Annotated in this window: 33 protein-coding genes; 10 read left to right on the plus strand and 23 right to left on the minus strand. The window is 35.4% G+C overall.

Translation table 11 applies throughout. The features are described from left to right. Nucleotides 1–135 precede the first annotated feature (135 nt). The 9 genes from NSQ74_RS01800 to NSQ74_RS01840 form a co-directional block, all read right to left on the minus strand. Nucleotides 136–1,029 (minus strand): RecT family recombinase, encoded by an 894-nt coding sequence (locus NSQ74_RS01800; protein WP_340821229.1) that lies wholly within the window; start codon nt 1,027–1,029, stop codon nt 136–138. Nucleotides 1,030–1,031: 2 nt separating this feature from the next. Then, nucleotides 1,032–1,226 carry a hypothetical protein gene (locus NSQ74_RS01805; protein WP_340821230.1) on the minus strand — a complete coding sequence of 65 codons (195 nt, stop codon included), beginning with the start codon at nt 1,224–1,226 and terminating at the stop codon, nt 1,032–1,034. Beyond that, nucleotides 1,223–2,731 carry an AAA family ATPase gene (locus tag NSQ74_RS01810; RefSeq protein ID WP_340821231.1) on the minus strand — a complete coding sequence of 503 codons (1,509 nt, stop codon included), beginning with the start codon at nt 2,729–2,731 and terminating at the stop codon, nt 1,223–1,225. Before NSQ74_RS01810 ends, NSQ74_RS01805 begins: the two co-directional genes overlap by 4 nt. 47 nt (nt 2,732–2,778) lie before the next feature. Then, nucleotides 2,779–3,315, minus strand: a complete 537-nt coding sequence (locus tag NSQ74_RS01815) for a hypothetical protein (RefSeq protein ID WP_340821232.1) — start codon at nt 3,313–3,315, stop codon at nt 2,779–2,781. Between the two features lie 142 nt (nt 3,316–3,457). Next, nucleotides 3,458–3,715, minus strand: a complete 258-nt coding sequence (locus tag NSQ74_RS01820; protein ID WP_340821233.1) for an AbrB/MazE/SpoVT family DNA-binding domain-containing protein — start codon at nt 3,713–3,715, stop codon at nt 3,458–3,460. A gap of 11 nt (nt 3,716–3,726) precedes the next feature. Beyond that, on the minus strand, nt 3,727–3,987 hold the full coding sequence (locus NSQ74_RS01825; protein ID WP_340821234.1) for a hypothetical protein: 261 nt from the start codon (nt 3,985–3,987) through the stop codon (nt 3,727–3,729). Then, entirely contained in the window at nt 3,984–4,220 is a 237-nt protein-coding gene (locus NSQ74_RS01830) for a DUF6877 family protein (RefSeq protein WP_340821235.1), read from the minus strand. Before NSQ74_RS01830 ends, NSQ74_RS01825 begins: the two co-directional genes overlap by 4 nt. Further along, nucleotides 4,217–4,402 (minus strand): helix-turn-helix domain-containing protein, encoded by a 186-nt coding sequence (locus NSQ74_RS01835; RefSeq protein WP_340821236.1) that lies wholly within the window; start codon nt 4,400–4,402, stop codon nt 4,217–4,219. The genes NSQ74_RS01830 and NSQ74_RS01835 overlap by 4 nt, the downstream gene beginning before the upstream one ends. A 15-nt stretch (nt 4,403–4,417) precedes the next feature. After that, complete coding sequence (locus NSQ74_RS01840) at nt 4,418–4,600, minus strand: helix-turn-helix domain-containing protein (protein ID WP_340821237.1); 183 nt, start codon at nt 4,598–4,600, stop codon at nt 4,418–4,420. A 347-nt stretch (nt 4,601–4,947) separates the two neighbouring features. Here NSQ74_RS01840 and NSQ74_RS01845 point away from each other — a divergent pair, with 347 nt between their 5' ends. From NSQ74_RS01845 to NSQ74_RS01855, 3 genes are all read left to right on the plus strand, one after another. Next, entirely contained in the window at nt 4,948–5,373 is a 426-nt protein-coding gene (locus NSQ74_RS01845) for a helix-turn-helix domain-containing protein (RefSeq protein ID WP_340821238.1), read from the plus strand. A gap of 18 nt (nt 5,374–5,391) precedes the next feature. Continuing rightward, entirely contained in the window at nt 5,392–5,841 is a 450-nt protein-coding gene (locus NSQ74_RS01850) for an ImmA/IrrE family metallo-endopeptidase (RefSeq protein ID WP_340821239.1), read from the plus strand. 82 nt (nt 5,842–5,923) lie between these two features. Beyond that, on the plus strand, nt 5,924–7,114 hold the full coding sequence (locus tag NSQ74_RS01855) for a tyrosine-type recombinase/integrase (RefSeq protein WP_340821240.1): 1,191 nt from the start codon (nt 5,924–5,926) through the stop codon (nt 7,112–7,114). A 344-nt stretch (nt 7,115–7,458) separates the two neighbouring features. On the opposite strand, the gene NSQ74_RS01860 is transcribed toward NSQ74_RS01855, so the two are convergent. The 3 genes from NSQ74_RS01860 to NSQ74_RS01870 form a co-directional block, all read right to left on the minus strand. Beyond that, nucleotides 7,459–7,857: a hypothetical protein gene (locus NSQ74_RS01860; RefSeq protein ID WP_340821241.1), complete on the minus strand. Its 399-nt coding sequence runs from the start codon at nt 7,855–7,857 to the stop codon at nt 7,459–7,461. After that, a complete protein-coding gene (locus NSQ74_RS01865) occupies nt 7,841–8,089 on the minus strand; it encodes a hypothetical protein (protein ID WP_340821242.1) in 249 nt (82 codons plus the stop codon). The genes NSQ74_RS01860 and NSQ74_RS01865 overlap by 17 nt, the downstream gene beginning before the upstream one ends. A 94-nt stretch (nt 8,090–8,183) precedes the next feature. Continuing rightward, nucleotides 8,184–8,489, minus strand: coding sequence for an aconitate hydratase (locus NSQ74_RS01870; RefSeq protein WP_340821243.1), 306 nt, complete (start codon nt 8,487–8,489; stop codon nt 8,184–8,186). 231 nt (nt 8,490–8,720) lie between these two features. Here NSQ74_RS01870 and NSQ74_RS01875 point away from each other — a divergent pair, with 231 nt between their 5' ends. Beyond that, nucleotides 8,721–9,083 carry a hypothetical protein gene (locus NSQ74_RS01875; protein WP_340821244.1) on the plus strand — a complete coding sequence of 121 codons (363 nt, stop codon included), beginning with the start codon at nt 8,721–8,723 and terminating at the stop codon, nt 9,081–9,083. 114 nt (nt 9,084–9,197) lie between these two features. Continuing rightward, on the plus strand, nt 9,198–9,782 hold the full coding sequence (locus NSQ74_RS01880; protein WP_340821245.1) for a hypothetical protein: 585 nt from the start codon (nt 9,198–9,200) through the stop codon (nt 9,780–9,782). Nucleotides 9,783–9,869: 87 nt separating this feature from the next. On the opposite strand, the gene NSQ74_RS01885 is transcribed toward NSQ74_RS01880, so the two are convergent. The 3 genes from NSQ74_RS01885 to NSQ74_RS01895 form a co-directional block, all read right to left on the minus strand. Further along, nucleotides 9,870–10,328, minus strand: coding sequence for a hypothetical protein (locus NSQ74_RS01885; protein WP_340826383.1), 459 nt, complete (start codon nt 10,326–10,328; stop codon nt 9,870–9,872). A 20-nt stretch (nt 10,329–10,348) separates the two neighbouring features. Continuing rightward, complete coding sequence (locus NSQ74_RS01890; protein WP_340821246.1) at nt 10,349–11,410, minus strand: LLM class flavin-dependent oxidoreductase; 1,062 nt, start codon at nt 11,408–11,410, stop codon at nt 10,349–10,351. A gap of 71 nt (nt 11,411–11,481) precedes the next feature. After that, nucleotides 11,482–12,633 carry an MFS transporter gene (locus NSQ74_RS01895; protein ID WP_340826384.1) on the minus strand — a complete coding sequence of 384 codons (1,152 nt, stop codon included), beginning with the start codon at nt 12,631–12,633 and terminating at the stop codon, nt 11,482–11,484. Nucleotides 12,634–12,949: 316 nt separating this feature from the next. Between NSQ74_RS01895 and NSQ74_RS01900 the strand changes: the two genes are divergently transcribed. Further along, a complete protein-coding gene (locus tag NSQ74_RS01900) occupies nt 12,950–13,531 on the plus strand; it encodes a TetR/AcrR family transcriptional regulator (RefSeq protein ID WP_340821247.1) in 582 nt (193 codons plus the stop codon). 262 nt (nt 13,532–13,793) lie between these two features. Here NSQ74_RS01900 and NSQ74_RS01905 read toward each other — a convergent pair whose 3' ends face one another. The 3 genes from NSQ74_RS01905 to NSQ74_RS01915 all read right to left on the minus strand — a co-directional run bounded on the left by NSQ74_RS01905 (nt 13,794) and on the right by NSQ74_RS01915 (nt 16,482). Continuing rightward, nucleotides 13,794–15,215, minus strand: a complete 1,422-nt coding sequence (locus tag NSQ74_RS01905) for an MDR family MFS transporter (protein ID WP_340821248.1) — start codon at nt 15,213–15,215, stop codon at nt 13,794–13,796. 76 nt (nt 15,216–15,291) lie between these two features. Further along, the gene (locus NSQ74_RS01910) at nt 15,292–15,870 is read right to left on the minus strand and encodes a TetR/AcrR family transcriptional regulator (RefSeq protein ID WP_340821249.1); all 579 of its coding nucleotides are present in this window, start codon (nt 15,868–15,870) and stop codon (nt 15,292–15,294) included. A gap of 135 nt (nt 15,871–16,005) precedes the next feature. Beyond that, nucleotides 16,006–16,482 (minus strand): hypothetical protein, encoded by a 477-nt coding sequence (locus tag NSQ74_RS01915; RefSeq protein WP_340821250.1) that lies wholly within the window; start codon nt 16,480–16,482, stop codon nt 16,006–16,008. Between the two features lie 354 nt (nt 16,483–16,836). On the opposite strand from NSQ74_RS01915, the gene NSQ74_RS01920 reads away from it, so the two are divergent. The 3 genes from NSQ74_RS01920 (at nt 16,837) to NSQ74_RS01930 (ending at nt 18,571) form a co-directional block, all read left to right on the plus strand. Next, nucleotides 16,837–17,100: a hypothetical protein gene (locus NSQ74_RS01920; protein WP_173478775.1), complete on the plus strand. Its 264-nt coding sequence runs from the start codon at nt 16,837–16,839 to the stop codon at nt 17,098–17,100. Nucleotides 17,101–17,213: 113 nt separating this feature from the next. Then, the gene (locus NSQ74_RS01925) at nt 17,214–17,654 is read left to right on the plus strand and encodes a hypothetical protein (RefSeq protein ID WP_340821251.1); all 441 of its coding nucleotides are present in this window, start codon (nt 17,214–17,216) and stop codon (nt 17,652–17,654) included. 461 nt (nt 17,655–18,115) lie between these two features. Further along, nucleotides 18,116–18,571 carry a hypothetical protein gene (locus NSQ74_RS01930; protein WP_340821252.1) on the plus strand — a complete coding sequence of 152 codons (456 nt, stop codon included), beginning with the start codon at nt 18,116–18,118 and terminating at the stop codon, nt 18,569–18,571. A 239-nt stretch (nt 18,572–18,810) separates the two neighbouring features. Here the strand turns inward: NSQ74_RS01930 and NSQ74_RS01935 are convergent, their stop codons facing one another. The 5 genes from NSQ74_RS01935 to NSQ74_RS01955 all read right to left on the minus strand — a co-directional run bounded on the left by NSQ74_RS01935 (nt 18,811) and on the right by NSQ74_RS01955 (nt 22,346). Then, the gene (locus NSQ74_RS01935) at nt 18,811–19,218 is read right to left on the minus strand and encodes a VOC family protein (protein WP_340821253.1); all 408 of its coding nucleotides are present in this window, start codon (nt 19,216–19,218) and stop codon (nt 18,811–18,813) included. Nucleotides 19,219–19,273: 55 nt separating this feature from the next. Next, nucleotides 19,274–19,912 carry a P-loop NTPase fold protein gene (locus NSQ74_RS01940; RefSeq protein WP_340821254.1) on the minus strand — a complete coding sequence of 213 codons (639 nt, stop codon included), beginning with the start codon at nt 19,910–19,912 and terminating at the stop codon, nt 19,274–19,276. A gap of 84 nt (nt 19,913–19,996) precedes the next feature. Next, a complete protein-coding gene (locus NSQ74_RS01945) occupies nt 19,997–20,638 on the minus strand; it encodes a 3-oxoacid CoA-transferase subunit B (protein WP_340821255.1) in 642 nt (213 codons plus the stop codon). Next, nucleotides 20,638–21,348: a CoA transferase subunit A gene (locus tag NSQ74_RS01950; RefSeq protein WP_340821256.1), complete on the minus strand. Its 711-nt coding sequence runs from the start codon at nt 21,346–21,348 to the stop codon at nt 20,638–20,640. The genes NSQ74_RS01945 and NSQ74_RS01950 overlap by 1 nt, the downstream gene beginning before the upstream one ends. 116 nt (nt 21,349–21,464) lie before the next feature. Beyond that, entirely contained in the window at nt 21,465–22,346 is an 882-nt protein-coding gene (locus NSQ74_RS01955) for a LysR family transcriptional regulator (protein WP_340821257.1), read from the minus strand. 772 nt (nt 22,347–23,118) lie between these two features. Between NSQ74_RS01955 and NSQ74_RS01960 the strand changes: the two genes are divergently transcribed. Next, nucleotides 23,119–23,925 carry an SDR family NAD(P)-dependent oxidoreductase gene (locus tag NSQ74_RS01960; protein ID WP_340821258.1) on the plus strand — a complete coding sequence of 269 codons (807 nt, stop codon included), beginning with the start codon at nt 23,119–23,121 and terminating at the stop codon, nt 23,923–23,925. Nucleotides 23,926–24,355: the final 430 nt, after the last annotated feature.

A 24,355-nucleotide genomic window follows, 5' to 3' on the forward strand; every position in this document is an offset into this window, starting at 1 on the left:
CCAATTCCTTATGGCACCGTGGGCAAATTTCTAGCCCACGGTATAAGTTGTATTCATTTGAATTCATTTCTTCTCCACATAGCTCACAGTCTTTATTGCGGTCATAAACTATTGTTTGTGGTAGTTTCATAGCTTTTAATCTAGTGAATCAGCTTCGTTTGACTGTGTAGTTAACATTTCAATATTCATGTTTAGTAGCTCAATCAAGCCAACCATTTCAGCCTCGGTTGCTGTAGCAGGATCAATATTAGGTGCATTTTTAATCAGGTATTCTTTAACTGCTTCACTAGTAGTAATGCCCAATGCCTTAAATTTTGCATTAATTTCATTGCGTAATTTATCTGTAGGACTTGGCTGCATATTCTCAGTTGGTTTAGGTGCCTCAATTGTCTCTTGGTGTGGTGTTATGTCTTTTCGTTCCTTTGGTTGATTCTCAGGAACTACACCACTCTGTTGATGGGTAATTGTTTCATCATCAAATGACAATCCGTATTGCTTTTTTAGAGCTCGTTGCTGAACATGTTTCCCGAACATGTCACTTGTCCATTTGTTCCAGTTATCCTTATTTTGCCCTGTAAACATATGAGCAACTTCATCAATGTCCATAATGACTGTTACAGGTGGATAGCCATCGCGGTAAGCAACCGAATAAGCTCCAATTATCTTTCCACGTGGGAACCCTATTTCGTGTTGTACCACTTCCATTTGCTTTGTTTCTTTATTCATAGCTATTTTAAATTCATCATTTTCGTGCACCATTTGTGTATCTGGCGGAATAAAACCTTCTTGTTCACGCGCTTTTGAAAGATAAGCCTCTGCTGCAAATTGAATACGTGCCTGATTACCATATTTGATAAAGAAAATTTCATTTTTGAATGGATCTAAGCCATATGATGCTGCCTTGTGAGCGAATAAAAGAAATTCTTGGTCATTAGCTGTAGGTGCAATTGAGTTGCGAATGACCTCTAATACTGCAGGTTGAAAAGCTTCTGTAATTTCAGGTGTTAAAGTTGGTAGGTTTCCATTCATAATTAACGTGCCTCCGTAAATTTATTAAGGCCATTTTTGACCTGTTTTTTCATACTTTCAAATGCTTTGTTATATAGTTCTTCTTCGTTTTGCCCAGGCTCTACAGATATAGTTACTGCAGTATCAACTTTCACGTTTTCAAAGTTTCCTAGATTTTTTGTATATGTGTAACCAACTGTGATTTCTTTAACGCTCATTCAGCAACAACCTCCAATTCTTTATCTGCAACAACACGGCTAATTATTAATTGTCCATTAGGTTCTTTAAACTTAGTAATTGTTTCAGCATTGTCCACAAAACAAGGAACGATAAGATCACTTTGCTCTGACAACACATCACGAATTTCAAGCCCTGCTCTAGTTTGCTCACTAAATGAAAGTTTCATATAGTCTTTACCATCCATTTGGACAATGAAAGTTGGTTTACTTTCACCTGTTGTTTTTACTTCTTCAAAGAGTTTTATTGATAAATTTTTGAACAAGTCTTGAACCTTTTTGACTTGTAATTCTGCTTCTTTTGCCTTGAAATCCTTAATAGCATCCAGGATAAAGATTGATTCATTAAGTGATTCAAGTGTTTCTTTTTCATTAGCTTCTGCAGCAACAACTTGCTCTCTCAATCCTTCAAACTGCTTATGCTTTGAAATCTCATATTCTATTGGATTTATCTTTTCTTGAAGTAAACGCGCTTTATCCAGTTGTTCAGATACGTCCACATATTCAAGCGTTTTAAGTTCTTCTTCTAACATTATTCGTTTATCTACAGCTTGTTGGAACTTCACTTTAACCTGTTGAATACGCTGATCTTTTTCTGCCTTTACAGCATCGATAGCTTCATTTTGTAGTGTTTGATTACAAACGCGGCAAGTGTCTTGAATTTGCTCTCCTTTGAGCTGATTAAAATGGTCTTTAATGTCGTCACGTTCTTGTGACAAAACATTAATTTGGTTGTTTAGTATATTAATTCTTCCATTCACCGTTTGAGCTTTGTCAGTCACTTCTTCTATAGCGTTTCTTTCCTTAACAAGCTGTTTCAGTTCCACATTTAGTGAGTCTAATGGAACTGTTGGAGCATTTTGTTCTAACTGCTCTCTTAACGTCTTGGCGCGGCTTTGAGCAGCTATATACTGCTTATCAAGCTTGGTTTTATTAGATCGATGGATTTTATCTAAATCCTCTAAAGAATGTTTTTTAACTAATGTGGCCAACTTGTCCGATTGTGGTTTAGGTAACTCTTTTAAAACCTCTTTATTAGCAGGTGCAGTTGTATATTGTAAAATCATTTGACGCTGCTTTTCCCAATGCAATGTGAAAAAATAGCTTGGATTAAAGAGTGATAAGAATAAATCTTTATCAAAAAGCTTATCAATTACCTCATTAAACTCAGTAGCTTTAGAAGGTACTTCATTTACATAGAACTTATTGCGCCCTTTAACAATCTCACGGCCAAGTAGCAGCTCTCCATCTTCAACACTTAATAGCAATGTCACAAGTGTATTCTCTGCCTGGTACGTTACTGGTGATGGATCAAGTTTGCTCCCCACCAGATCAGTACCATATAATAAGAATGTAATTGCTTCACCAATGGAGCTTTTACCTTTTGCATTATCCGCGAGGATCTTAGTCATGTCGCCAAACTTAACTACAAGATCCTTGTGGCTTTTAAAATTCTGCAAGGTTAATTGATTGAATTTAATTTCCACTTTTCATTTCCTCCATTACTGTTTAATTAATTTCATGCTATAATGGTTTAAATAAGATTTCGGTTAACATTTAGGTCACTTTGCAGAGTGGCCTTTTTTATTTTCCAAAATGTTTCAATCCCAAGCTTAAAAGAACTTTTTTCACGTGCTCTTGTTAACACTTCATCATTTGGAATAAGAGGTGTTGTAGCTGCTTGAATTAAACACCATTTTGAACGAGTAACTCTTGCTTGAAATGTTTTGTAAGGTATTCCGTTTTTTTGAGCCATTTGAATAACTTCAATTGGATATTTCCGCTTTCTTTTAGGCCCTTTTTTTACACTCACAGTTGCAGCCTTCTTAAAATCCCATCCTCTATGAATACGATCTTTAAACGTTCCGTAGGAAATACCATTCATATTAGCTAATTCAAGCGCCCATTCAGGATATTTACGTTGTTTCAATACTGGTTCAGTAATTGCTTTTAGTTTCGGCCATCCTGAATTCCTAATGCGATATTCTAAAGTTTTGCGACTTATCCCATTACTTAATGCCAATGCATATTCTTCATCTGTAATGTAAAAATCATAAGGATTTCTAGCCATGATACTCACCTCTTTTCCATTACAATAGTTCCGCGCTGCCACTCAGCAACAAACTCGTGAAATTGCCAGCCCTTATTGGCCAAGTTGTGTTTTATGAAATAATCACCTAACACTTCCAACAATGCGTCATTCATAAAATCACCTACCGAATTAATTTAATTGCACGATTAATTGTTTCGAGTACATTAGGATTTTTCGCACTAGCAGCCATCATTTTCAGAGAAGCAACAACCTCATCTTTTTCAGTATTTGGCTGATATTTTTGAAGGACCACTTGATTACCGTTAGTGTAAATTTCTAATGAATCTCCTTCTTCGATACCAAGTGTTCTACGTATTTCCTTTGGAATTACTACACGACCTAAATCGTCAATTTTGCGTACAATACCTGTTGATTTCATTTGATTTCCTCCTACCATTTAATATTTAATCCAAGTCCTGATAAATGTGTTCTTGCATTATATCCATTCTCTAGTAGCACCGATTGGAAAATTGATACAATTTGCTTGTCTGTGTTGTGGTAATATGTGTACTCACAAAGCCCTTTTTCAGCTTGCGTTTCTATTCCTTTAATAAGTTTTTTAAATTCTTCGCTTTCCAATGCATCTGCTTTCAACTTACTAAAATTACTTCCAGCAACTTTTTTCATTTCATCTGCAGGTTGTAGTTTCATCCTCTATCACCATCTTTCATTGCCTCGTAAACTTTCTGAGCATAAGCTAATTGTTGCTTAATGTATGGATCAGTTTCTTTCCCACCACATGCTAGCCAGTCACCTATACGCTGCTTAACATCTACTAAAACTGATATTGGTAACTCGCAAGCAATTTGGTGTAGCTCATACAATGGCGTAATACTTGCTAAGGCTTCACCAACTAATACAACTGGTACTGGTTTAATGTTCAATTTAATTCACCACCTTCGGTATTAGTGATTAACCAATGCTCAATTGTAGGTCGGTGGAATAAAATGCGCCCTCTAACTTTCGTATGAGGAATTTCTTTCTGGCGTGCCATTGTGTAAATAGTTGTTTTACTAACACCTAATTCATTTGCAACCTCATCTACTGACATTGTCATTTTCGCCATATGATTCACCTCAACTTAAATATTTAAAATTTTTCGGATATGCTTTATATGTTCCTGGGCTTTCGGACCATCTTTTCGGCCACGAATTATGTCTGATAGATAGGCATTTGAAATTCCCACCATTTCAGCTAATTGTTTTTGACTCATTTTTCGCTTGAACATCTCTGATCTAACTAGTGCCCCTAAATCTTCTGTCATAATGACACCTCTTTTCTCTAATAATGCATACCGTCATTGGCTCGGTATCACAGCACTTTACTGAATTGGAAAAATTTAAGCTAAATTATTCGCTAATTTGTTGACCTAAATTAGCGTACATGCTATTATAAACGCATAGCTAAATAAGACTTTTTAAAAGCCTTTAAACCAACATTTAAACCGTTCCCCAACGAAAAATGTTTATAAATAGGTCGTATTTTTTATTGTCTTTTTAGCCAATTAATTAGCTTATGAACACAGTATATTAATATTTACACTATTAGTCAACTATAAAATAGCGTAAATGCTAAAGTATTTTTTCATAGGCTTCAGAAAGGTTGATATAAGTGAGTTTAGTGGAAAGAATAAAATATCTGTGTAATGAGAGAAAAATTACTTTTGCTGAAGTTGAAAGGAAAGTTGGCATTTCTAATGGACAAATCCGAAGATGGGATACGTCTTCACCTAAAATAGAAAATGTAGAAAAAGTAGCTAATTATTTCGATGTTAGCACTGACTACCTATTAGGTCGTACTGATAAAAGACGTTACTATGACCTAACTGAAAAAGACGAACTTACTATACAAAGAGAACTTAAAAAAAGAATTAATGGTGAGGACGTAGATAATGCATTCGCAGCCTTTGATGGGAGAGTTTTAGAAGATTTAGATGAAGAAGACAGAGAGTTATTAATCGCTTCATGGGAAAATACTTTACGCTTAACTAAACGTATAGCGAAACAGAAATTTACACCTAAAAAATATAGAGATTAAAGTACGGTGGTGTTTGTGGTGGATATTAAAAAGATTGTGGCACAGTTAGTTGAAAAATACGATACAAGGGATCCTTTTAAGTTGGCTGATCTACTAGGTGTAGTTATTATTTACGAGCCATTAGGGTCTATATACGGCTATTATAGTAGATCCCACCGTACAAAAGTAATTCATATCAATGAGAATTTACCATCTAAAAAACAACTATTAACCGCTGCTCATGAACTCGGACACGTTGTTCAACATCCAGAAGCGAATACTGTATTTCTAAAGAAAAATACATTATTTTCTACAGATAAGTTAGAAATAGAAGCGAATACATTCGCTGTCGAGTTATTGTTACCTGATGAATTATTTACTGAACAATGTTGTTCAGGTTTTACCATCTATGATGCTATAGAAGAAAAAGGAGTTCCGATTGAGCTACTTTCTTTAAAAAGCGTAGATGGTAAAAAAATTTTACCCTAAAAAGTACATACATTCCCATTAAAGGTGGTGATAGTTAAATTTAGACGGTGGAAATCCTCCATATCGAAAGGAGAAGTTTATAATGGCTAACATTGAAAAGCGTGGAGAAAATTCATTTCGTTTTACTGTTTATTTACCTAAAGATGCTCAAGGGAAATATCCTAAAAAACGCAAATCAATAATTATTGAAGAAAAAATGTCACCAAAGCAACTAAAGGAATTTTTGGATCGTGAATATCTAAAATTTAAGGATGAAGTCTTATCAGGTAACTATGTGCAAACTGAAAGAATACTTTTTAAAGATTTTGCCGAACAATGGGAAAAGGATTTTGCATCTACTCTTGCCCTAACGACATTTGGGAATCACCAACGAAAGTTGGAATTGCATATTATCCCTGTTATTGGCCACATGCGTATGGATCAAATAAATCAATTCCATCTGATGACTGTCGTACGTGATATGAAGCGTTATGATGGCAAAGACGATCCTGTTACTTATCATAGCAAGCAAGATGTATATAGAACTCTTAAAAGTATATTTAAGTACGCTGTAAAATGGGGTGTATTATCTAACAATCCAATGGACGGAATTGAAAAGCCACGCCCAAGTGATACTGATGATGTGGGTAAGGAAATGCAAATCTATGAAGAAGATGAAATTGAAACGTTAATGCGTATGTTACAAAGCGAAACAGAGTTATGGAGAATTATGTTCACTTTAGCATTAGCTGCTGGATTAAGAAAAGGCGAACTTTTAGGTTTAGAGTGGAAAGATGTAGACTTTGAAAACCAACAAATATACATTCACCAATCAATCGTTTTAACTAAACAAGGCCCACATATTAAATCTACAAAAACAAGAAAATCGAAACGCTATGTAACATTACCTGAATCTGTTATGGAAGAATTAAAAGCATATCGTATACATTGGGCTAAGGAGAAGTTCAAAAAAGGTGATAAATGGATTGAACAAGATAGAGAATGGTTATTCCATTCATTTGATGGTACACACCTCTATCCAACAAGCCCTTCAAAACATTGGCACAAATTTATTAATGAACATAAATTTAAATACATTCGCCTTCATGATTTACGTCATACATCAGCATCATTATTAATTGCACAAGGCGTACATGCTAAACTAATTAGTGAACGTCTAGGACACTCTGATATATCAGTAACAATGAATACTTATGGTCATGCTTTCAAGTCTGCTGATCGCGCTGCTGCTGATAAGCTGGATGGGTTCTTTAGAGTGAAAAAACAATCTTAACCCCTGGGGTCAAATTGGGGTTAAACTGGGGTTAAAATTGTTTATAAATAATAGCAATTAATGATAATGGATGATAATAACATTTACAAAAGCTTTGAATAACAACATTTATTGTGATTATTTATAAATAAATTACCTTCGACAACTCATTTGAGGAGTGGTGGTTTAAAACTTTCTATAAGAAATACGGCATACGCGGCTTTTAAATTTTACATTAGAGCCTCAAGGCTTCAAAGCGACTCACCCTTCATTTATTGGAGGGTGAGTTTTTTTTAAAAAACAAGCGTTGATGCAAATTTGATGCAAAAATAAATTAATGCTAATTACAGTTATAACTTAACGCATTAACGATTTGGATTTCGATCAATAAATTCCTCAATATCATCAGCTAGTCTATATACAAGATCAAAATAATGCTTCTCTTCCAAAACGCCCTTTTTTCTCCATTTTTGCATTTCTTCATAATGGAAATTATAAAAATATCCTTCCACCTCACCTCTTTCAATACCTTTTTTCTTCGCCATCTCAGATATAGAAAGACCTTTATTCCAATTCTGATTATATTCCTCTCTACTCATCCCCAATAATTTACATATTGCATCATAATCGTATTTAACATGATATATTACCGTACCTTCATTATTTTCTTCTTTTTCTTGTTTATTTTCTTCTGCATGAACTAATGTTGAAAAGGATAAAACTAAGGTTAATAAAAGAAAAAAACCTTTAATAACGATTTTCATTATAGAACCTCCAATCTTTATTAAATTTAATGTGTGAGGTTTTAGTAATAACTATGTGAGCACTTACTTTCCACTTTCTCTCTACCATGCCAGCCAAATTTTTAAAATTACCCGGTTTATTAATTACTTGTGTACGAACATCACGTTCATTTAGCCAGTTATAGAAAGGTACTGGTCGTTCTCTGTTAGCTGTTTCTTCTATAGAAGATGCTTTACTCGGCTTACAATTCACACGTGGTTTCTCTTTAGATTCTAATTAGAGACTATAAAACTAAGTCAAATTTTTCAATTAATTTCTTATTTATTCCAAAATAAAGACCAGGTACTCATGTGAGCGCCTGGTCTTTATTTTGGTGACTAATGAGCAATGTTTCAACCTGTGTTTTCAAAGCCATATTTGCATAGGTTAAGACTAAATCCTCACCAGCTGTGGCAACAATTAAATCACTAAAATATTCATTATTCTTTTCCCACCGCACTACTCTAATTTCATCTTTGGCCAACAGACTTTTGGAGTTGTAACATTCTTGTGAATTGTCATCTAAAAGCTTATCGAGTATTGGTAAATAAACATTGCTCATTTTAAGATTCTCAAACACCCTGTAGTCACGCTGTAATGTCGGTACTGCCATATCATAAACTACATATTTATGGAGTAGTCGCCTTTGTTCAAAATATACAACTGAACGCTCACTTTGAATGACTGAAACAACTGTCATTAACTTTAATTGTACTTCACTTGTAGTACTTCACTAGTATAGATAAAAAATCACAAATTTAATATTTTAAATTAAAAATCCAAAAAACAACTATTTTTACTGTATAATATAAGTTAATTTTTAGATATTAAGGAGGTATTTGTGTTGAAGAAAAAATTAATACTTTTCTTTACGTTGTTAATCTTATTTTCTATAGCATTTTTCCCAAAAGGTTACTATGATTTTTTAAGGATATCAAATAAAGCTGTAGAAGTAATTATTTCTAAAACTTTAGATTCTAATGAAAACATTGATAGACTAAGCGAGTCTGAAGATATTTTTCTAGATGCATCCCTTAAGTATGGTCTTCAAAATATTTCTTCTGATAAATCTAGTAAAACTTTATATTTAGGAGTATCTAGTCTAGATTTAAAGAAAAAAAAGGAAATAGAAAAACATTTTGAAAAAGAATTAAAAAAAATACATGTTTATGACTATAGTATCAATGTTTTTGAATCGATTCCATAAAATGTAATTAAATAGTATATTTTAATTATATTTGTAAAATATTGTAGACTTTTTACAAATATATGTATTATATTGTAATAGGTTTTATCAAATATACTATTTGGAGGTTGAATTATGAAATTGAAACATTTATTTCTAAGTCTTGTTACTTTAATTGGATTGGCATATTTCACATCACAAGATGCTTCGGCACAAACTATTGATCCAAACTCAGATGAATTTATGTCTCAAGTTAAAGTTTACGATGAGAAAGGTGACCAAATTCCTTATACTCTAGAAGAGATTAAAAATATGATTGAGTTCGTACCAAATGACTCTTCTAATACTGAATCGAATAAAATTTCAACTCTGTCACTAAAAACTATCTATAATACTGGTGCTTTTTCATTTAGTAGTGATATTTGGGTAGGTGGAGGATTTAGAGGTAAAGCATTTTTTAATCCTGCAGAAACTTTAATAACTTCTAATGGTACAGCATCACAAGTAACTGTTAAAGCATATTACGATAATGGTTCAGGAGGAGTTACTAGTGATACACCTGCCAATAGTATAGATCTTCCAGGTGGTTGGAATGGCACTGTTCACATTTCATCTTGGAGTAAGTTAGCAAGAGGCAATAGCTATCGTTTTAAACTTACTACTACAAGCAGCCTTGCAAGATTTAATGATCTTGAAGTTTGGTATAACTGGCAAGGATAATTATAACATTTACAAGACCTCGAATATTTTTCACTATTTAAATTACAGTGGAAATTATTCGGGGTTTTCCCATCTAATTAGGAACAGCTAAACTTGTACAAGATTTGTAACCTGTTCAAGTTTAGCTGTCTTTATTTTATTCGCTCCTGCTAGTGCAGCATCCATTCCTATAAATGTTCCTGTCTTAACTCGCCATGATGTGCTGTCTTGTTTAATGTAAGCAACCTGTTCTAGTACATCTAATACATTTTCAGCAGCCTGCAAAGTGCTGTATGTGCCTGTCATCACACATTTATTTGTGTCTGTTACAAGTTCAGGTTGCTGTGTAGTACCTTGACACGCTGAAATTTTTTCAAGAAACTGGCTCCAACTATTCTCTCTTTCAAACACATTCCGAGGGCAATTTTTACCGCTAAAATAATTGTGCTGAACCACATTTGTAATTTGAATCCCTTCATCTTTCATAATCTTAGCAACTAACTCTGCAGTATTTTGCATAGCCTTTGCATAATTACCATCCGAATTGACGCACATTTCAATATGAATACCTTCTAGTTACTAAATCATCATATATCCTGTTCACCGTTAGCTTCCCATTTAGCAATTTCCTCTCTAACACGAGGGGCAACTTCTTTCCCAAGCAATTCAATGGCACGCATCACTTGATTATGTGGCATTGTACTTAACGGTACATACATCATAAAACGAGTAATCCCCACATGCTTACGCAAATGGATGATTTTCTCTGCGACAGTATCAGAATCACCAACATACAATGCCCCTTCAAAACTTCTTGCGGCATCAAAACTTGAACGATCATAATAAGCCCAGCCCCGCTCCTTGCCAAGTTTATTCATACCAGCTTGAGTGGATGGGAAAAATGTATCTGCTGCCAGTTCCCTATTCTCCCCTACAAAACCTATCGAATGAGATCCCACCTTCAGTTTGGAGACATCATGACCTGCATGAGCCGCCGCTTTTTTATATAACTGTACAATTGGTGCAAATTGCATCGGGCTACCACCAATGATCGCCAGCATCAGTGGCAATCCGAGCAGGCCTGCACGGATGGCAGAATCTTGATTTCCACCACTACCGACCCATATAGGTAAAGAATCTTGAACAGGTCTTGGATAGACACCTAAATTATTTATTGCAGGTCGATGTCTGCCCTCCCACGTTACTTTTTCCGATTGACGAAGTTTAAGCAGCAACTCCAAATGTTCTTCAAACAGTGCGTCATAGTCGTTCAAATTATAGCCAAACAACGGAAATGACTCGATAAAAGAACCTCGCCCCGCCATTATTTCCGCACGTCCGTTTGAAATCCCATCTAGTGTAGAAAAATCTTGAAAAACGCGTACAGGATCCGCTGAAGAAAGCACAGTTACCGCGCTTGTAAGTCGTATGTTTTTCGTTTGGGGTGCAGCCGCTGAGAGAACCATCGCTGGAGATGATGCTGCATAATCCTTCCTATGATGTTCACCAACGCCAAACACATCCAGCCCTACTTGATCAGCAAGGATAATTTCTTCGACCACTTCACGTAGACGTTGGGCATGACTAATCACTTCGCCATTATAAACATCCGGTTTCGTTTCTACAAAAGATGTAATGCCTATTTCCATTTAAATCTCTCCTAGTCCAATTAAATTATAAGAATAAATATAGTGTTACTCGTAGTAGTACTATCACCCAGTTATTTTCGAATACTTAAAGCCCAAAAAAGCAGAGCCAAGGCACTGACCGAAGCGCCAAGCAAAGAAACGCCTCCCCAGCCGAAATGTGCATATATTTGAGTCGAGGCAATTGAACCACTCGCACTGCCGATAGAATAGAACATCATATATCCAGCAGTAAGTCGACTCCTTGCTTCGGGATGCAACGGAAGAATCATCGTTTGATTCGTTACATGTATTGCCTGTACAGCCAAATCAAGTAGAACAATACCGACAACTAATGCGACAAGCGTTTGTTGTAGATAACTGATAAACAACCATGAAATTAGCAATAATAATAAAGCACTACCAGTCGTTCGTTGTCCGTACCCTCGATCTGCAAGTTTTCCTGCACTTGCCGCAGCTAATGCTCCTGCTACACCAACAAGACCGAAAGCTCCAATTGCACTATAAGATAAAGCAAATGGCGGTGCGCTAAGTGGTAAAACGAGCGAAGTCCATAAAATACTGAAATCGGCAAAAATCAACAGCGCTAAAACTGAACGAACGCGTAAAGTTCGCTCTTGAATAAATAATGTAAACGTTGACCTAATCAACTGGAGATAAGTGATTGATTTCACCTCGCGCTCAACAACTGGCAGTACTTTAAAAAACAAACTAGCTAGCAAAAGCATGAGTGCTGCAGAGACGATATATACGGAACGCCAACCTGCTAGATCTGTCAGTATACCGGCAAAAGTCCGCGCGAGCAGTATGCCGATAACTATTCCACTTGTTACAATACCAACGACACGCCCTCGTTCTGTAGGAGAAGCGATATTTGCTGCAAAAGCCACAAGCGTTTGGGTCACAACTGCAAGAAGACCTACTAAAGCCATACCTACGAAAAGTACAACGCTAGAAAAAGCTGTCCCCACTATAATCAAAGCTATTGCGGATAAGAGCATCTGCCCGACAATAAGACGCCGTTGATTTAATAAATCTCCAAGGGGAACGAGTAGTAGTAAACCCAATCCATAAAAAATTTGTGTGATAGTAATCACAACACCAATAACGGAATGGTCAATGCCAAAATCATTCGATAATCGATCGAGCAATGGCTGGGCAAAATAAATATTGGCCACTGATATTCCACAGGCAGTTGCAAACAATAGTGTCATCGCCGGAGACATCAATGACTGTTTATGCCCATTATTTTTCACAAGTTGATTACCTACCCTTGTCGCTGTTTTGTACACACCTTAACCTCCATTACGTTAAATTAGCAACCATAACATACCGAACGGTACAATATAATTATTGGTAAATATAGCTTAAACTTATTTTGATTGTCAACACTTTTATTTTCTACAAAAGCGTTTCATTCAATAGATTTGACTAAAAACACGGCTAATACTATAATAATTACATACTGTTCGGTATATAAATAACAATCTAATTGTCAACATAACAAAACATTAAAATCGAAAATTGAAGAGAGGTATTCTTATGGCAAGAACCCGAGAGTTTGATGAGGATAAAGTTTTAGATGCTGCAATGCAGTTATTTTGGGAGAAAGGATATGAGGCTACTTCATTAAGCGACCTTACTTCTAGAATGGGCATTCAACGCCCTAGTATTTATTCAACCTTTGGTGATAAGAAAGAGTTATTCGAAGCAGCACTTCGCAAATATACAATGTCCCGCGCATCCGATATTCGAACCAAGCTCCAAAGTCACTCCTCTATAAAAGAGGCATTTTCTACTTTTTTTTCAGATATCATCAATGACGAATATGAAGGTGCACTTAGTAAAGGCTGTTTTTGTATTAATACGATGGTTGAACTCGCACCGCATGATGAGCGATTTGAAATTTTAACTAGAGAACATCAACTGTACCTAACTGTTATCTTTCAAGAAACGATTGAACGGGGAATACAATCTGGTGAGCTGGAAGCCAACACTGATGCAAAATCTTTAGCACAATCACTAATTATCGCATTAATCGGTCTAACAGTTATGATGAAATCCCGCCCTCAACGCTCTTTTATCGACAATGCAATCGCAACGACTCTTACATTGCTCAAATGACATTTAACAGTCAAAATTACAACGACTGTTGCCGAGAATATAGAACATCCAATAGATAAGGGAAAACTCGCATGTTGATAAAACATAAATCAACATACGAGTTTTTCATTTTCCTTAATACGAAAAAATTTTTCTATATTTGATGTAATGCTCTGGCCAAAATTCTTCTTCTTACCGATGCTAGTCAGCAAAGGGCTAGTTTTTTATCATAACGATTGGGGTGTCATTATTTTGTTGTTTCAGCTATTTAAATAGACCCAACTTAATTGTTCTCAACACGTTTTCCGTTAACAAAAACTGATAACACAAGCCCAATAAGCGCAATGGCTGCGATAAAGAAGAATGCATACTTTGTCCCTTCAGCCATTAATTCAAATGGTGAAGCATTTTGGAATTTTTCGAAATGCCTGTTTTGTCCACTGACCATTAATGTAATAGCCAATGCTGTCCCTGTCCCACCTGCAATTTGTTGTAATGTACTCATAACAGCTGCACCATCTGCGTATAATTCACGTGGCAACTGATTTAAACCATTTGTTTGCGCAGGCATAATAATCATAGAAATCCCTATAAAGAATATTGTATTCGCTAAAATAATCTGCCAAACGGGTGTATGTGCGGAAATCGTAAAGACAAAAAGTAAACTTGCAATTAATGTTAGCAGAAAGCCAAGAGGCAAAAATTTCTTTGCACCAAATTGATCGAACATCTTTCCTACTACTGGTGATAAAACTGCATTCATGGCACTACCAGGCAAAAGAATAAGACCAGCAACCGTTGCACTGAATAGTAAAGAACCTTTTAAGTACATAGGCAATAGTATCGCTGTTGATAAAATTAAAAGCATACCGCTAAATAACAATACCGTCCCTAACGTAAACATAGGATATTTAAACGTTCGTAAATTAATCATAGGCTGCTCCATTTTAAATTGACGAATTACAAATAACGCAATTGAAACTAGGCCAACAATAAATGGTATATATACCCCTGCAGAAGCAAAGGATTTTTCTGCAATAGTACTTAAACTGTAAATGAAGCCGCCAAATCCAAGTGTCGATAAAATAATTGAAACAACATCAATAGCTGGCTTCGTAATAGTAGATACATTATCGATTTGTTTAAGCCCCACTACGACTAATCCTGCATAAAAAACAAGGCTTATCCAGAAAATAAACGACCAATCCAACGAGTCCACAATTAAGCCTGCCAATGTTGGCCCAATCGCAGGAGCTGTCGTAATAACAAGCCCCATTAACCCCATTACCGCTCCACGCTTTTGAATCGGGAAAATTAATAAAATTACATTCATCATGAGCGGTAAAATAATGCCCGTTCCAAACGCTTGAATGATACGACCTAGCAGTAAAATCGGAAAGCTTGGTGCTAAAGCTGCTAAAATCGTTCCTACAATCGAAAATACTAATGATCCAACAACTAACTGTTTTGTTGTAAACCATTGAATTAGAAGAGATGAAACAGGCACTAAAATACCTATTGTTAATAGATAGCCTGTAGTAAGCCACTGTGCTGTCCCAGCTGAAACAGTGAAATCGGACATAATATTAGTCAGAGCCATATTTAAAGCTGTCTCACTAAACAACCCTATAAATGCTGCAAACATAAGCACAAAAGCCATACTTTTAGGTTTTCGTACTGGCACAACTTGCAAAGATGAAGCCATAAATAAAATACTTCCTTTCTTTCTCTATAATTAATTAGACCGGTCTATATAATAAGCATAAAAATGAAGCCCCTATTTACTTAGAAAGCAATAAAGGAATCATTTTGTTAATTTGAATTAAAGGCTCACTCGATTTTTTGGTTACACATAATGTAATCCCACCTTCAATTAATGCACTTATTGTTTTGCTAATTAAGTAAGCACGTTCTTCACTATAACCACTAACTTTTAATTTCTCAAAGTAAAGATTTCCCCATATTTCAAAGGTTTCTTCACAAGCCTGACGTAAATTCTCATTTACAAATGCTGTTTCCATTGCGAGTAAACCCATTGGAACATTTTTTAATTTTGATATTGGATCCATGTCATGAAAAATTCCCGAAATACTTTCTATATGATATTGAAATGCCTTCGCTGGATCTTCGTAAGCTGCTAGATTTTGCTCAATTTCTGCTGCAATTCTATTTGCTGATAAGTTGATCGCTTCAACAGCTAATTGTTCCTTACCATCAGGAAAATGATAATATAAAGAACCTTTTGGCGCGCCACTCTCTTGAATTATTTGACTCAAGCCTGTAGCATGGTATCCTTTTAAATGAAAAAGCTCTGTTGCAGCTTCTAAAATTTTCTCTCGCGATGTTTTTTTACTAGACATAGGATTACCTCCCTTAAAAAAATTATAACGAACGGTCTACATAATAATAAAAGTCTTTTTGAACGCTGTCAAATTTTAATAACTCTAACCTTCCCACCTTAAATTCAATCAATACAATGAAATGTCGCTGACCAATTAGTTCACTTCAACTACAAATGTGTAGGATACCTCACCATTTGACCATCTAGCTAAAACCTCAAAAATATATCGACCTTTGTTTGACGGCGCTGCCATCTCATTGTTTTTCAACATAATTTCATTATCTCTCCCGTTTTCATTCCAAAGATAAACAAAGATTTCCGGGTTTTCTTCAACCTCAATACGCATGTTCATATTTGGTTCTAACTGAATCGCCTGTAATTTTTCAGCTACTTGGTTTGGAGATGCATGATCAGTTTGAACAGTCTCAGTTGTTAGCCACTTTTTCCTTTCCCATTGATAACCGCCCGCTTCCATTTCAAACTTCTTCCCATTAACATGGACCCAGCCTGCCATAGATGGAGGAAAACTTTCTTTATTGAGTTCTGCTTCATGGTGAGTTTTATTTACATCATTCGAACAACCCGCTATTAAAAGTGCAATCAAGCCAATCATTAAAAATAACTTTTTCAATGTGCAACCTCCTTTTTCTAAATTTGACTTTTATTTCTCAAATTCGTTTCATTTATTTTAATAAAATTCAAAGGATGATTGTTCTTATTGAACTTAATTCCAAGACTGCTCGATTTTGTGAGTCTCTGGACTTTTTTAATGCCTCCTTGTAACATTGGGTTAAGAACAAATTGTATTTAGATTTCTTCATTCAATCACTGATACACTATAAGCAACAATTTAGACAAAAAAAAGGCTAGTTAATTATTATTTTGTTTTCTTTACTCAATGAATATAGGATATACTTTTATAGTCCTGTTATTGGCACGTAAAATTTAAATTTAAAATTCAAGAAAGTTTTATTGGAGGTTTATTATGAATTACAGAATTATTAACAAACAAGTATTTGAACAAGCGCAGCTACGTTCGGTTTCGGATGTACCATTCACTGAAGAAGAACTTCAAAACGGTATGAAAATAGCTGTCTCTAAAGCGGATGATACGTTAGCTTTATATTTACTAGATATCGAAGGTCATAAAAAGTTCGAAGTTCGTTGGGATGATTCATCAGAAGTTTTCAACGGTTGGTATTCAGCATGGGATAATTTCTCTTGGTGCCTTGATGTAGTAAGCAAATAAATAGAACTTGATGAAATAATATCAACTAGAAACAACATCCTTTTGTTTTCGGTTGATATTATTTTTATTTAAGTACGATTGTCATATGCTCATACAAGTTAGGAGGAATTACTATGAGAAGTTTAAAGGGAATAATAAGCATTCTATTTATTGTTGTATTTGCATTAATGGTCATTTTATTAAACTCTGGTCCTCCTAAGCCAATTGTATCGGCAGAAGGGAAAAAAATAACGCTAGTACAAGGTTCATATTGTTGGAATAAGATAATTGGATTTGAATGTGTTGATAAAATATCGCCACCAGAAATCCTGGAAAATAATAAAATCACGCCCTTTCCTGTATCCCCTAATAGCGAAATAAAAATCCATTTTAAAAAACCACCCATTGATGAAATAGAAGTAGAAAAATGCTTGGATAAAAGCGAGAGTACACTAATAAAAGTTGAAGGCGATGTTTTTTCAGCGCCTCAAGAAAAAGGCATCTATATATACACTGTTTCCGGCAGATGGGAAAAAGGGAGTTCGTCTTTCGTTTTTAGTATAAGAGTTAAATAATATTGTATAATTTGTGTTGTATCTCTATCTATTTATGCTGAACATTCTGTTTTAAAGGAGTGATATTTTTGAAACTTTTTAACAAGATTAAATTTATCCATCCTATAAGAAAGTACATACATTTCATCTTAATAATTTTGATGTTTTCACTTATCATACCCGCTGGATTCAATCCAAAATATTTAAATATAATCATGTTTATTTTTGGACTGGTAGTACTAAATCGCGGGTTTGACTATAGAGGAACTAATAATAAAGCGTTTTATCAATGCTTGTATACAGGTCTCACAATGTGTTTAGTATTTCTAATATTATTCATCATCCAATAATTTTGGGTAAACCGTAATGCGTAGAAATGATTTTCTACATGTCGATTAGAAAAAATAGTTTTGACTCCTTGTAACTTTGTATAATTCATACGCAATTTGAACATATATGGAGTAACAAGGGAGGTTATCATCATGAAAAAACTACTTTATATCTTAGTACTATTCACATTATTACTATCAGCCTGTGGAAAAAATGCGGAACCGAAGGAAGTCGCTGTCGATCAAGACACATCTGTAAAAGATATTGTAGGGGCAGTTGTTAAAAATAAATTTACTGTAGAAGAAACGAAAGGCATTGTTACTATATCGATTCAAGATGCAGATGTACGAGAAGGTTCTAAAAATCAGATGCTCAAAGATTCTGGTAAAATATTTGCCGAGCTGTCGAAGCTAAAAAGTGTGAAAACACCTTCAATCATTTGGTTTGCCCCATTAACAGGTGCTAATAGCAATGAAGAAATGACGGAAGTATTAAGCGTTTATTTTGATGAAGAAGATTTTAGAACCGTCAATTGGGCCGATTATTCACAATTAAATATAGAATCCATTGCCACTGAATATAAAGAAAACCCAGCTTTAGGCGATTAACACATCAAAAGATATTGGGACAAAGGAGAAAAAGTGTTAGATTGACTACGATCAATCTAACACTTTTTTGCTCTCAACGTTGATGTCCGCTCCAGCGGACGCTTTCCGCGGGCACATCGTAAGCCGCAACCCTCGCTAACGCGCGGTTTGTTGCGTCTTACTTACTGTGCGTTCCCGCAGGAGTCGCCGCCTCCGCTACCATCAACTAGTTAATTGTTTGAGTGCCTGGCACGAACCCCTTATATGCCCTCAGTATTCATTAATACAATACGCCAGCCATCTGGATCTTCAATCGTTACACCTTTTTCTGCCCAATAAAGATTTTCTGGCTCCTCTTCTGGATAACCCATCTGCTCTAGTCGTTGCACAATGCGCTGGATTGCTTCAATGTTTGGCATGTAAAGCACAAGAAGATTATCCTTGGTCGGTGCAGGACATGGGCTACCATCAACATGCTCAGTAAATTCCAAATGATAATTGGCATTCGGCAGACCAATCATAATACCATCATAGCCTCGATGCCCTTTAAACGAACCAATCTTTTCTAAACCGACACCTTCACAATAAAACCTTTCTATTGCCGATAATTGATGAGTCGGTCTTGCAACACGTACTTGTACAACTTCCTTTGCCCATTGTTCTTTCATCGCCATCTCTCCTTCTAGGACGATTATATAATGGGAAAACTTGAGAGGAGAACGGTCAATAGTCTGAGTTGTATTCCGCATGCCATATTATATCCGCTTTTTGTAATGGTACTTCCTTTTTTAAGTAATACTCTTCCGCTACCCAATATCTGCGTTCATACTTCTTCCTAATTGCTGATACATCTCCTATATACGAATCACGCTTTAAAACTCTTTCTTCCCTAACATGTTTTGGACATTCTAAAAATATCGTATAGTCATAAAATCTCCTCCATTCATTGCGCTGAAGAAAGACTCCTTCTATTAAAAGAATACTATTTAGTACAAAGTGCTTTTTACTATTTATTACTGTATTCATTGCGCGATTATAAAAAGGCAGTGTTAAATCTAGATGACCATTATGTATTTTTAAAAGGCTTTCTTTTATGAATTTTATATCCCATTGTAAATAATAATATTCGAACCATTCTTCATTGCCCGTATTGTATCGCTTTTCACTTTCTACAATATAATCATCAATATGCAAAACATTAACCACGCAATCATTTTCCAACGCGCTAGCTAGTTTATTTACAAAGGTTGTTTTTCCTACCCCTCCTAATCCGTCAATGGCAACAATGAGAGGCCTTTCTCCCCTATCTGGACTATTAAATCGCTTTATTATTTCGGTTGTCACCTGTTGTGCCCCACGCAATTATTCCACTCTCCTAATCCAATACTGTTATCAACATTAAAATAACCAGCTTACTTCCCACAAAGTAAACTGGTCTCTTTTAAATTATTGAGATAACGCAACATCAAATGAAGCAGCGGTTTTCGCCTTTACTTCCTCCAATGTTATACCTTCTGCTAATTCTATTAGTTGCATGCCTGTAGATGTAAAATCAAAAACAGCTAAGTCCGTTATTAATCTGTGCACAACACCTTTGCCTGTTAACGGTAACTCACACTGCTTTTTAATTTTTGACTCCCCGTTTTTGTTCACATGCTCCATCACGACAATGACTCTTTTCGCACCGACAACAAGATCCATGGCGCCTCCCATGCCCTTTACCATTTTCCCTGGGATCATCCAATTGGCAAGATCACCTGTTTCGGAAACTTCCATTCCACCTAAAATAGCAAGATCAATATGTCCACCACGAATCATTGCAAAGGACTCAGCACTATCAAAAAAAGATGCTCCTGGCACAGCTGTCACTGTTTCTTTCCCAGCATTTATGAGATCAGCATCTACCGCACTTTTCTCTGGATAAGGACCAATTCCAAGGAGGCCGTTTTCGGATTGTAAAAGCACCTCATAATCAGAAGGAATGGCATTGGCAATAAGTGTTGGTATACCGATACCTAAATTGACATTCATGCCATTTTTAATTTCCTGGACAGCTCTATTCACAATTTTATATCTTGTATCCGCCATTATGCTTCCTCCTCCTTTTTAACAGTCAAACGTTCGATACGTTTTTCATAATTTTCGCCGAGTAAAACACGTTGCACGAAGACACCTGGTGTGTGGATATGATCTGGATCTAGTTCGCCCACTTCTACAATCTCTTCCACTTCTGCAATTGTAATTTTGCCTGACATCGCTGCTAAAGGATTAAAATTACGCGATGTTTTTCGATAAATTAAATTGCCTAGCTTGTCTGCCTTCCACGCTTTGACAAGAGCAAAGTCGGCAACAATTCCTTCTTCTAAAATATATTCCTTGCCATCGAAAACCTTTACTTCTTTGCCTTCAGCAATTGGCGTTCCAACCCCTGTCGCTGTATAAAAGCCTGGAATGCCAGCTCCTCCAGCTCGCAGACGCTCTGCTAATGTACCTTGTGGTGCAAGCTCAACTTCTAACTCGCCACTTAAAAATTGCTGTTCAAAGATTTTATTTTCGCCAACATAGGATGCTATCATTTTTTTAATTTGCTTATTTGCTAGTAATAACCCTAATCCCCAATTATCTACACCACAGTTATTACTAATCACTGTTAAATCCTTTGTTCCCTTATGTTGTAACGCAGCAATAGCCTTTTCAGGAATACCACTTAAACCGAATCCCCCTACTGCTAACGTAGCACCATCATTAATATCAGCAATGGCTTCCTCAAACGAATTCCATACTTTCCCATCCACCATATCGAAACCCCCTAAAATTGCTCGTTTATTAAGAAAAATTCTACATCATTCTTGTTTTATAAGTAAAGGAATTAATTGTAATGTTATTTATGCTTAATTTGCATAAATCAACGAATCTATTCTTTTTCCGTTCGAATTGTCTTTAATAATTGCGTTAAGGCATAAGATTGATATGTATTTTTTTTCGTAATTACGCCGAGACGCCACGGCATATAAAAGTTCTGTAATGGAATAATCTTCACATTGCGATTGTTTTGCTTCGCTGCAATAGAATAAGGCAAAAGAGTCACGCCTAAATTTGAGGATACTAGCTCAACAATTAAATCCCATTGAGAGCTTTTGTAGCTAATTATTGGCGTAAACCCTGCACTTTTACATGATTTAATAACATAATCATGTAATGAAAATTCCTCTGTAAAAATAATAAATGATTCATTTTTTAACTCTTGCAATAAAATGTGATCTTGCTTAGCTAATGGGTGTTGTTCATTAATAAAAACAAAAAATTGATCTTCAACGAAAGATTGGACAATGAACTTCCTTTCGTCGGTAGGTAACACAACTATGCCCATATCTACTTCTCCACTTTCCACTAAAGTACCAACTAATTTTGCTCCACGCTCGACTAGCTCTAAATGAACATTTGGATATTGTTGATGAAACTTACGTGCAATTTCAGGGAAAAACAAAGTGCCAATGAGCGGAGGGATACCCATTTTAATAGACCCCGTTTTGATGTTTACTAAATCATCTAGCAAAATGTGCAAATCATAGACAGAACGCATGATTTTTTGACCTTGTTGATAAACGATATTGCCAGCATCTGTTAACTCTACATGTCTTGTAGAACGATTTAATAACTCAACATGAAGATTATCTTCTAACTTTTTAATGCTCTTACTTAATGAGGGTTGTGATACAAAGGTTTCACTTGCTGCTTTCGTAAAACTTCCATGTTCTACTACTGCCATAAACGCCTTTAAATCTCGTAACTCCATATGAAAACCCCTTATTTATTCTAATTTGTTATGGATAAAATCATTAAAGTATTAATTAGTAATAAATTCTCTTAATAATTCTTTAATCCTTCTTTGCAAATGCAACCTAAATGTAGAACGTAAAGGTTTTCATATACATCTTTCTCATCCATGTGAATATCTGTAACATTAAAGTAGGATTTTTGTTTTATTTAAAAGATTTATTTATGGATAATTTCTTTGAAAATCTATATATTTGACTAGTTGGGCGTTTTTGAGGCTTTATCTTCCTATCAACATATAAGTATTTTGTCGCAATTTTATAAAAGTTAGGAGATAACGCAATAACTCTAGCGCCACGTTCTATTAAATAATATAAAAAGGGATTTTACGGATGCTAATTTATTTCATTATTTTTTGTGCCATTATTTTAGGAGGATTCTTGTTACGAAGAATGTTTTATATTAGAAAAGACCGCCTAGAAAAGAAAAAGATTATGGAGGAACGATTAAAAAAGCTTATTTTTTCGAATTCTAAGCAACTATAAAATAATATTTCTTTACTACATTACATACGCAGAATTTAACGTAGGATGATACTCGTGCTAGGCTTTATTCAAATGCTAGCCCTTCTACATAAGCGAAAAAAATGAGAACAATCTATGCTTTTTATTTCAAATCTTTTTAGTTTAGTGGTAAACTATCTATTGTCAATTAAATGAAGTAGTAATGAGTATGATTTATATTTAACTGTCAATACTCAGTTTATCACTCAAACTAGGAGGAATTTTATTATGAAACGTGTTGAAAATAAAGTAGCACTTGTTACTGGCGGAGCGTCAGGAATCGGTTTATCAGCAGCAACTTTGTTAGCGAAAGAAGGAGCAAAAGTTGTTATTGCTGACTATAATCTTGAAGGGGCAAAAGAGATTGCTGCAGCATTAGTAAAAGAAGGCTATGAAGCAGCTGCAGTATTTTTAGATGCTGGCGATGCTGATTCAATCAAAGCAGCAGTAGAATTCACTGTTGAGCAATTCGGTTCTTTAACAGTACTATATAACAATGTAGGTTCAACAAACTTACAAAAAGATTTAGATGTAGTAAACATGGATTTAGAAGAATTTGATCGCCTAGTAAATATCAACTTAAAATCAGTATTACTTGGTAGCCGTTTCGCTATTCCACATATGCAAAAAGCTGGTGGTGGTTCTATCATTAACACTGCTTCTATGGGTGGATTTGCAAGTGACCAAATTCGTACAGCTTACGGTACAACAAAAGCTGGCGTAGTTCACTTAACTAAATATATTGCAACTCAATACGGTAAAGATAAAATCCGTTGTAACGCTATAGCACCAGGATTAATTTTAACTCCTGCAGCTAAAAACAATTTACCAAAAGATTTACTAGAAATTTTCACAAAATATAATGCCCTACCATACAATGGTGAAGCAGATGATATCGGTTACGCAGTAGTATTCTTAGCTTCTGATGAATCTAAATTTATGACTGGTCAAACTCTTCAAATTGAAGGTGGCCATTACATTGCTAACCCAACAATTGCAGATACAAATGTTTGGGCTTCAAACCAACAAAAATAATAACCTTTTTAGCTGATTAAAAAGGTTTGAGCGAACAATCAGTATTAAAAGTGTTAGCAAAGATAACGAGACTGCTATTCTCGTTGTCTCAGACTGTAGATAAACTCCAAAGAAATTTGGAAATGTCTACAGTCTTTTTTAATAAATTTTTTGAGTGGCTGGCACATCACAAAAATCCCTAGTATAATATTGGCTCCTAAATCGAAAAATCCACTTCGCTTTCCGCGGGCACATCGTAAGCCGCAACCCTCGCTATCGCGCGGTCTGTTGCGTCTTACATTGCGTGCGTTCCCGCAGGAGTCTTCGTGGATTTTTCCTTGGATAGTTATAGAGGAAATTGTTTGAGTGCCTGGCACTTCTCATAACACTTCTCATAAATACTTAGCATCATACTGGCTCCTAAATCAGAAAAATCCACTTCGCTTTCCGC

Origin of the sequence: Lysinibacillus sp. FSL W8-0992 (genome assembly GCF_038008685.1) — a bacterium.
Classification (GTDB): domain Bacteria; phylum Bacillota; class Bacilli; order Bacillales_A; family Planococcaceae; genus Lysinibacillus.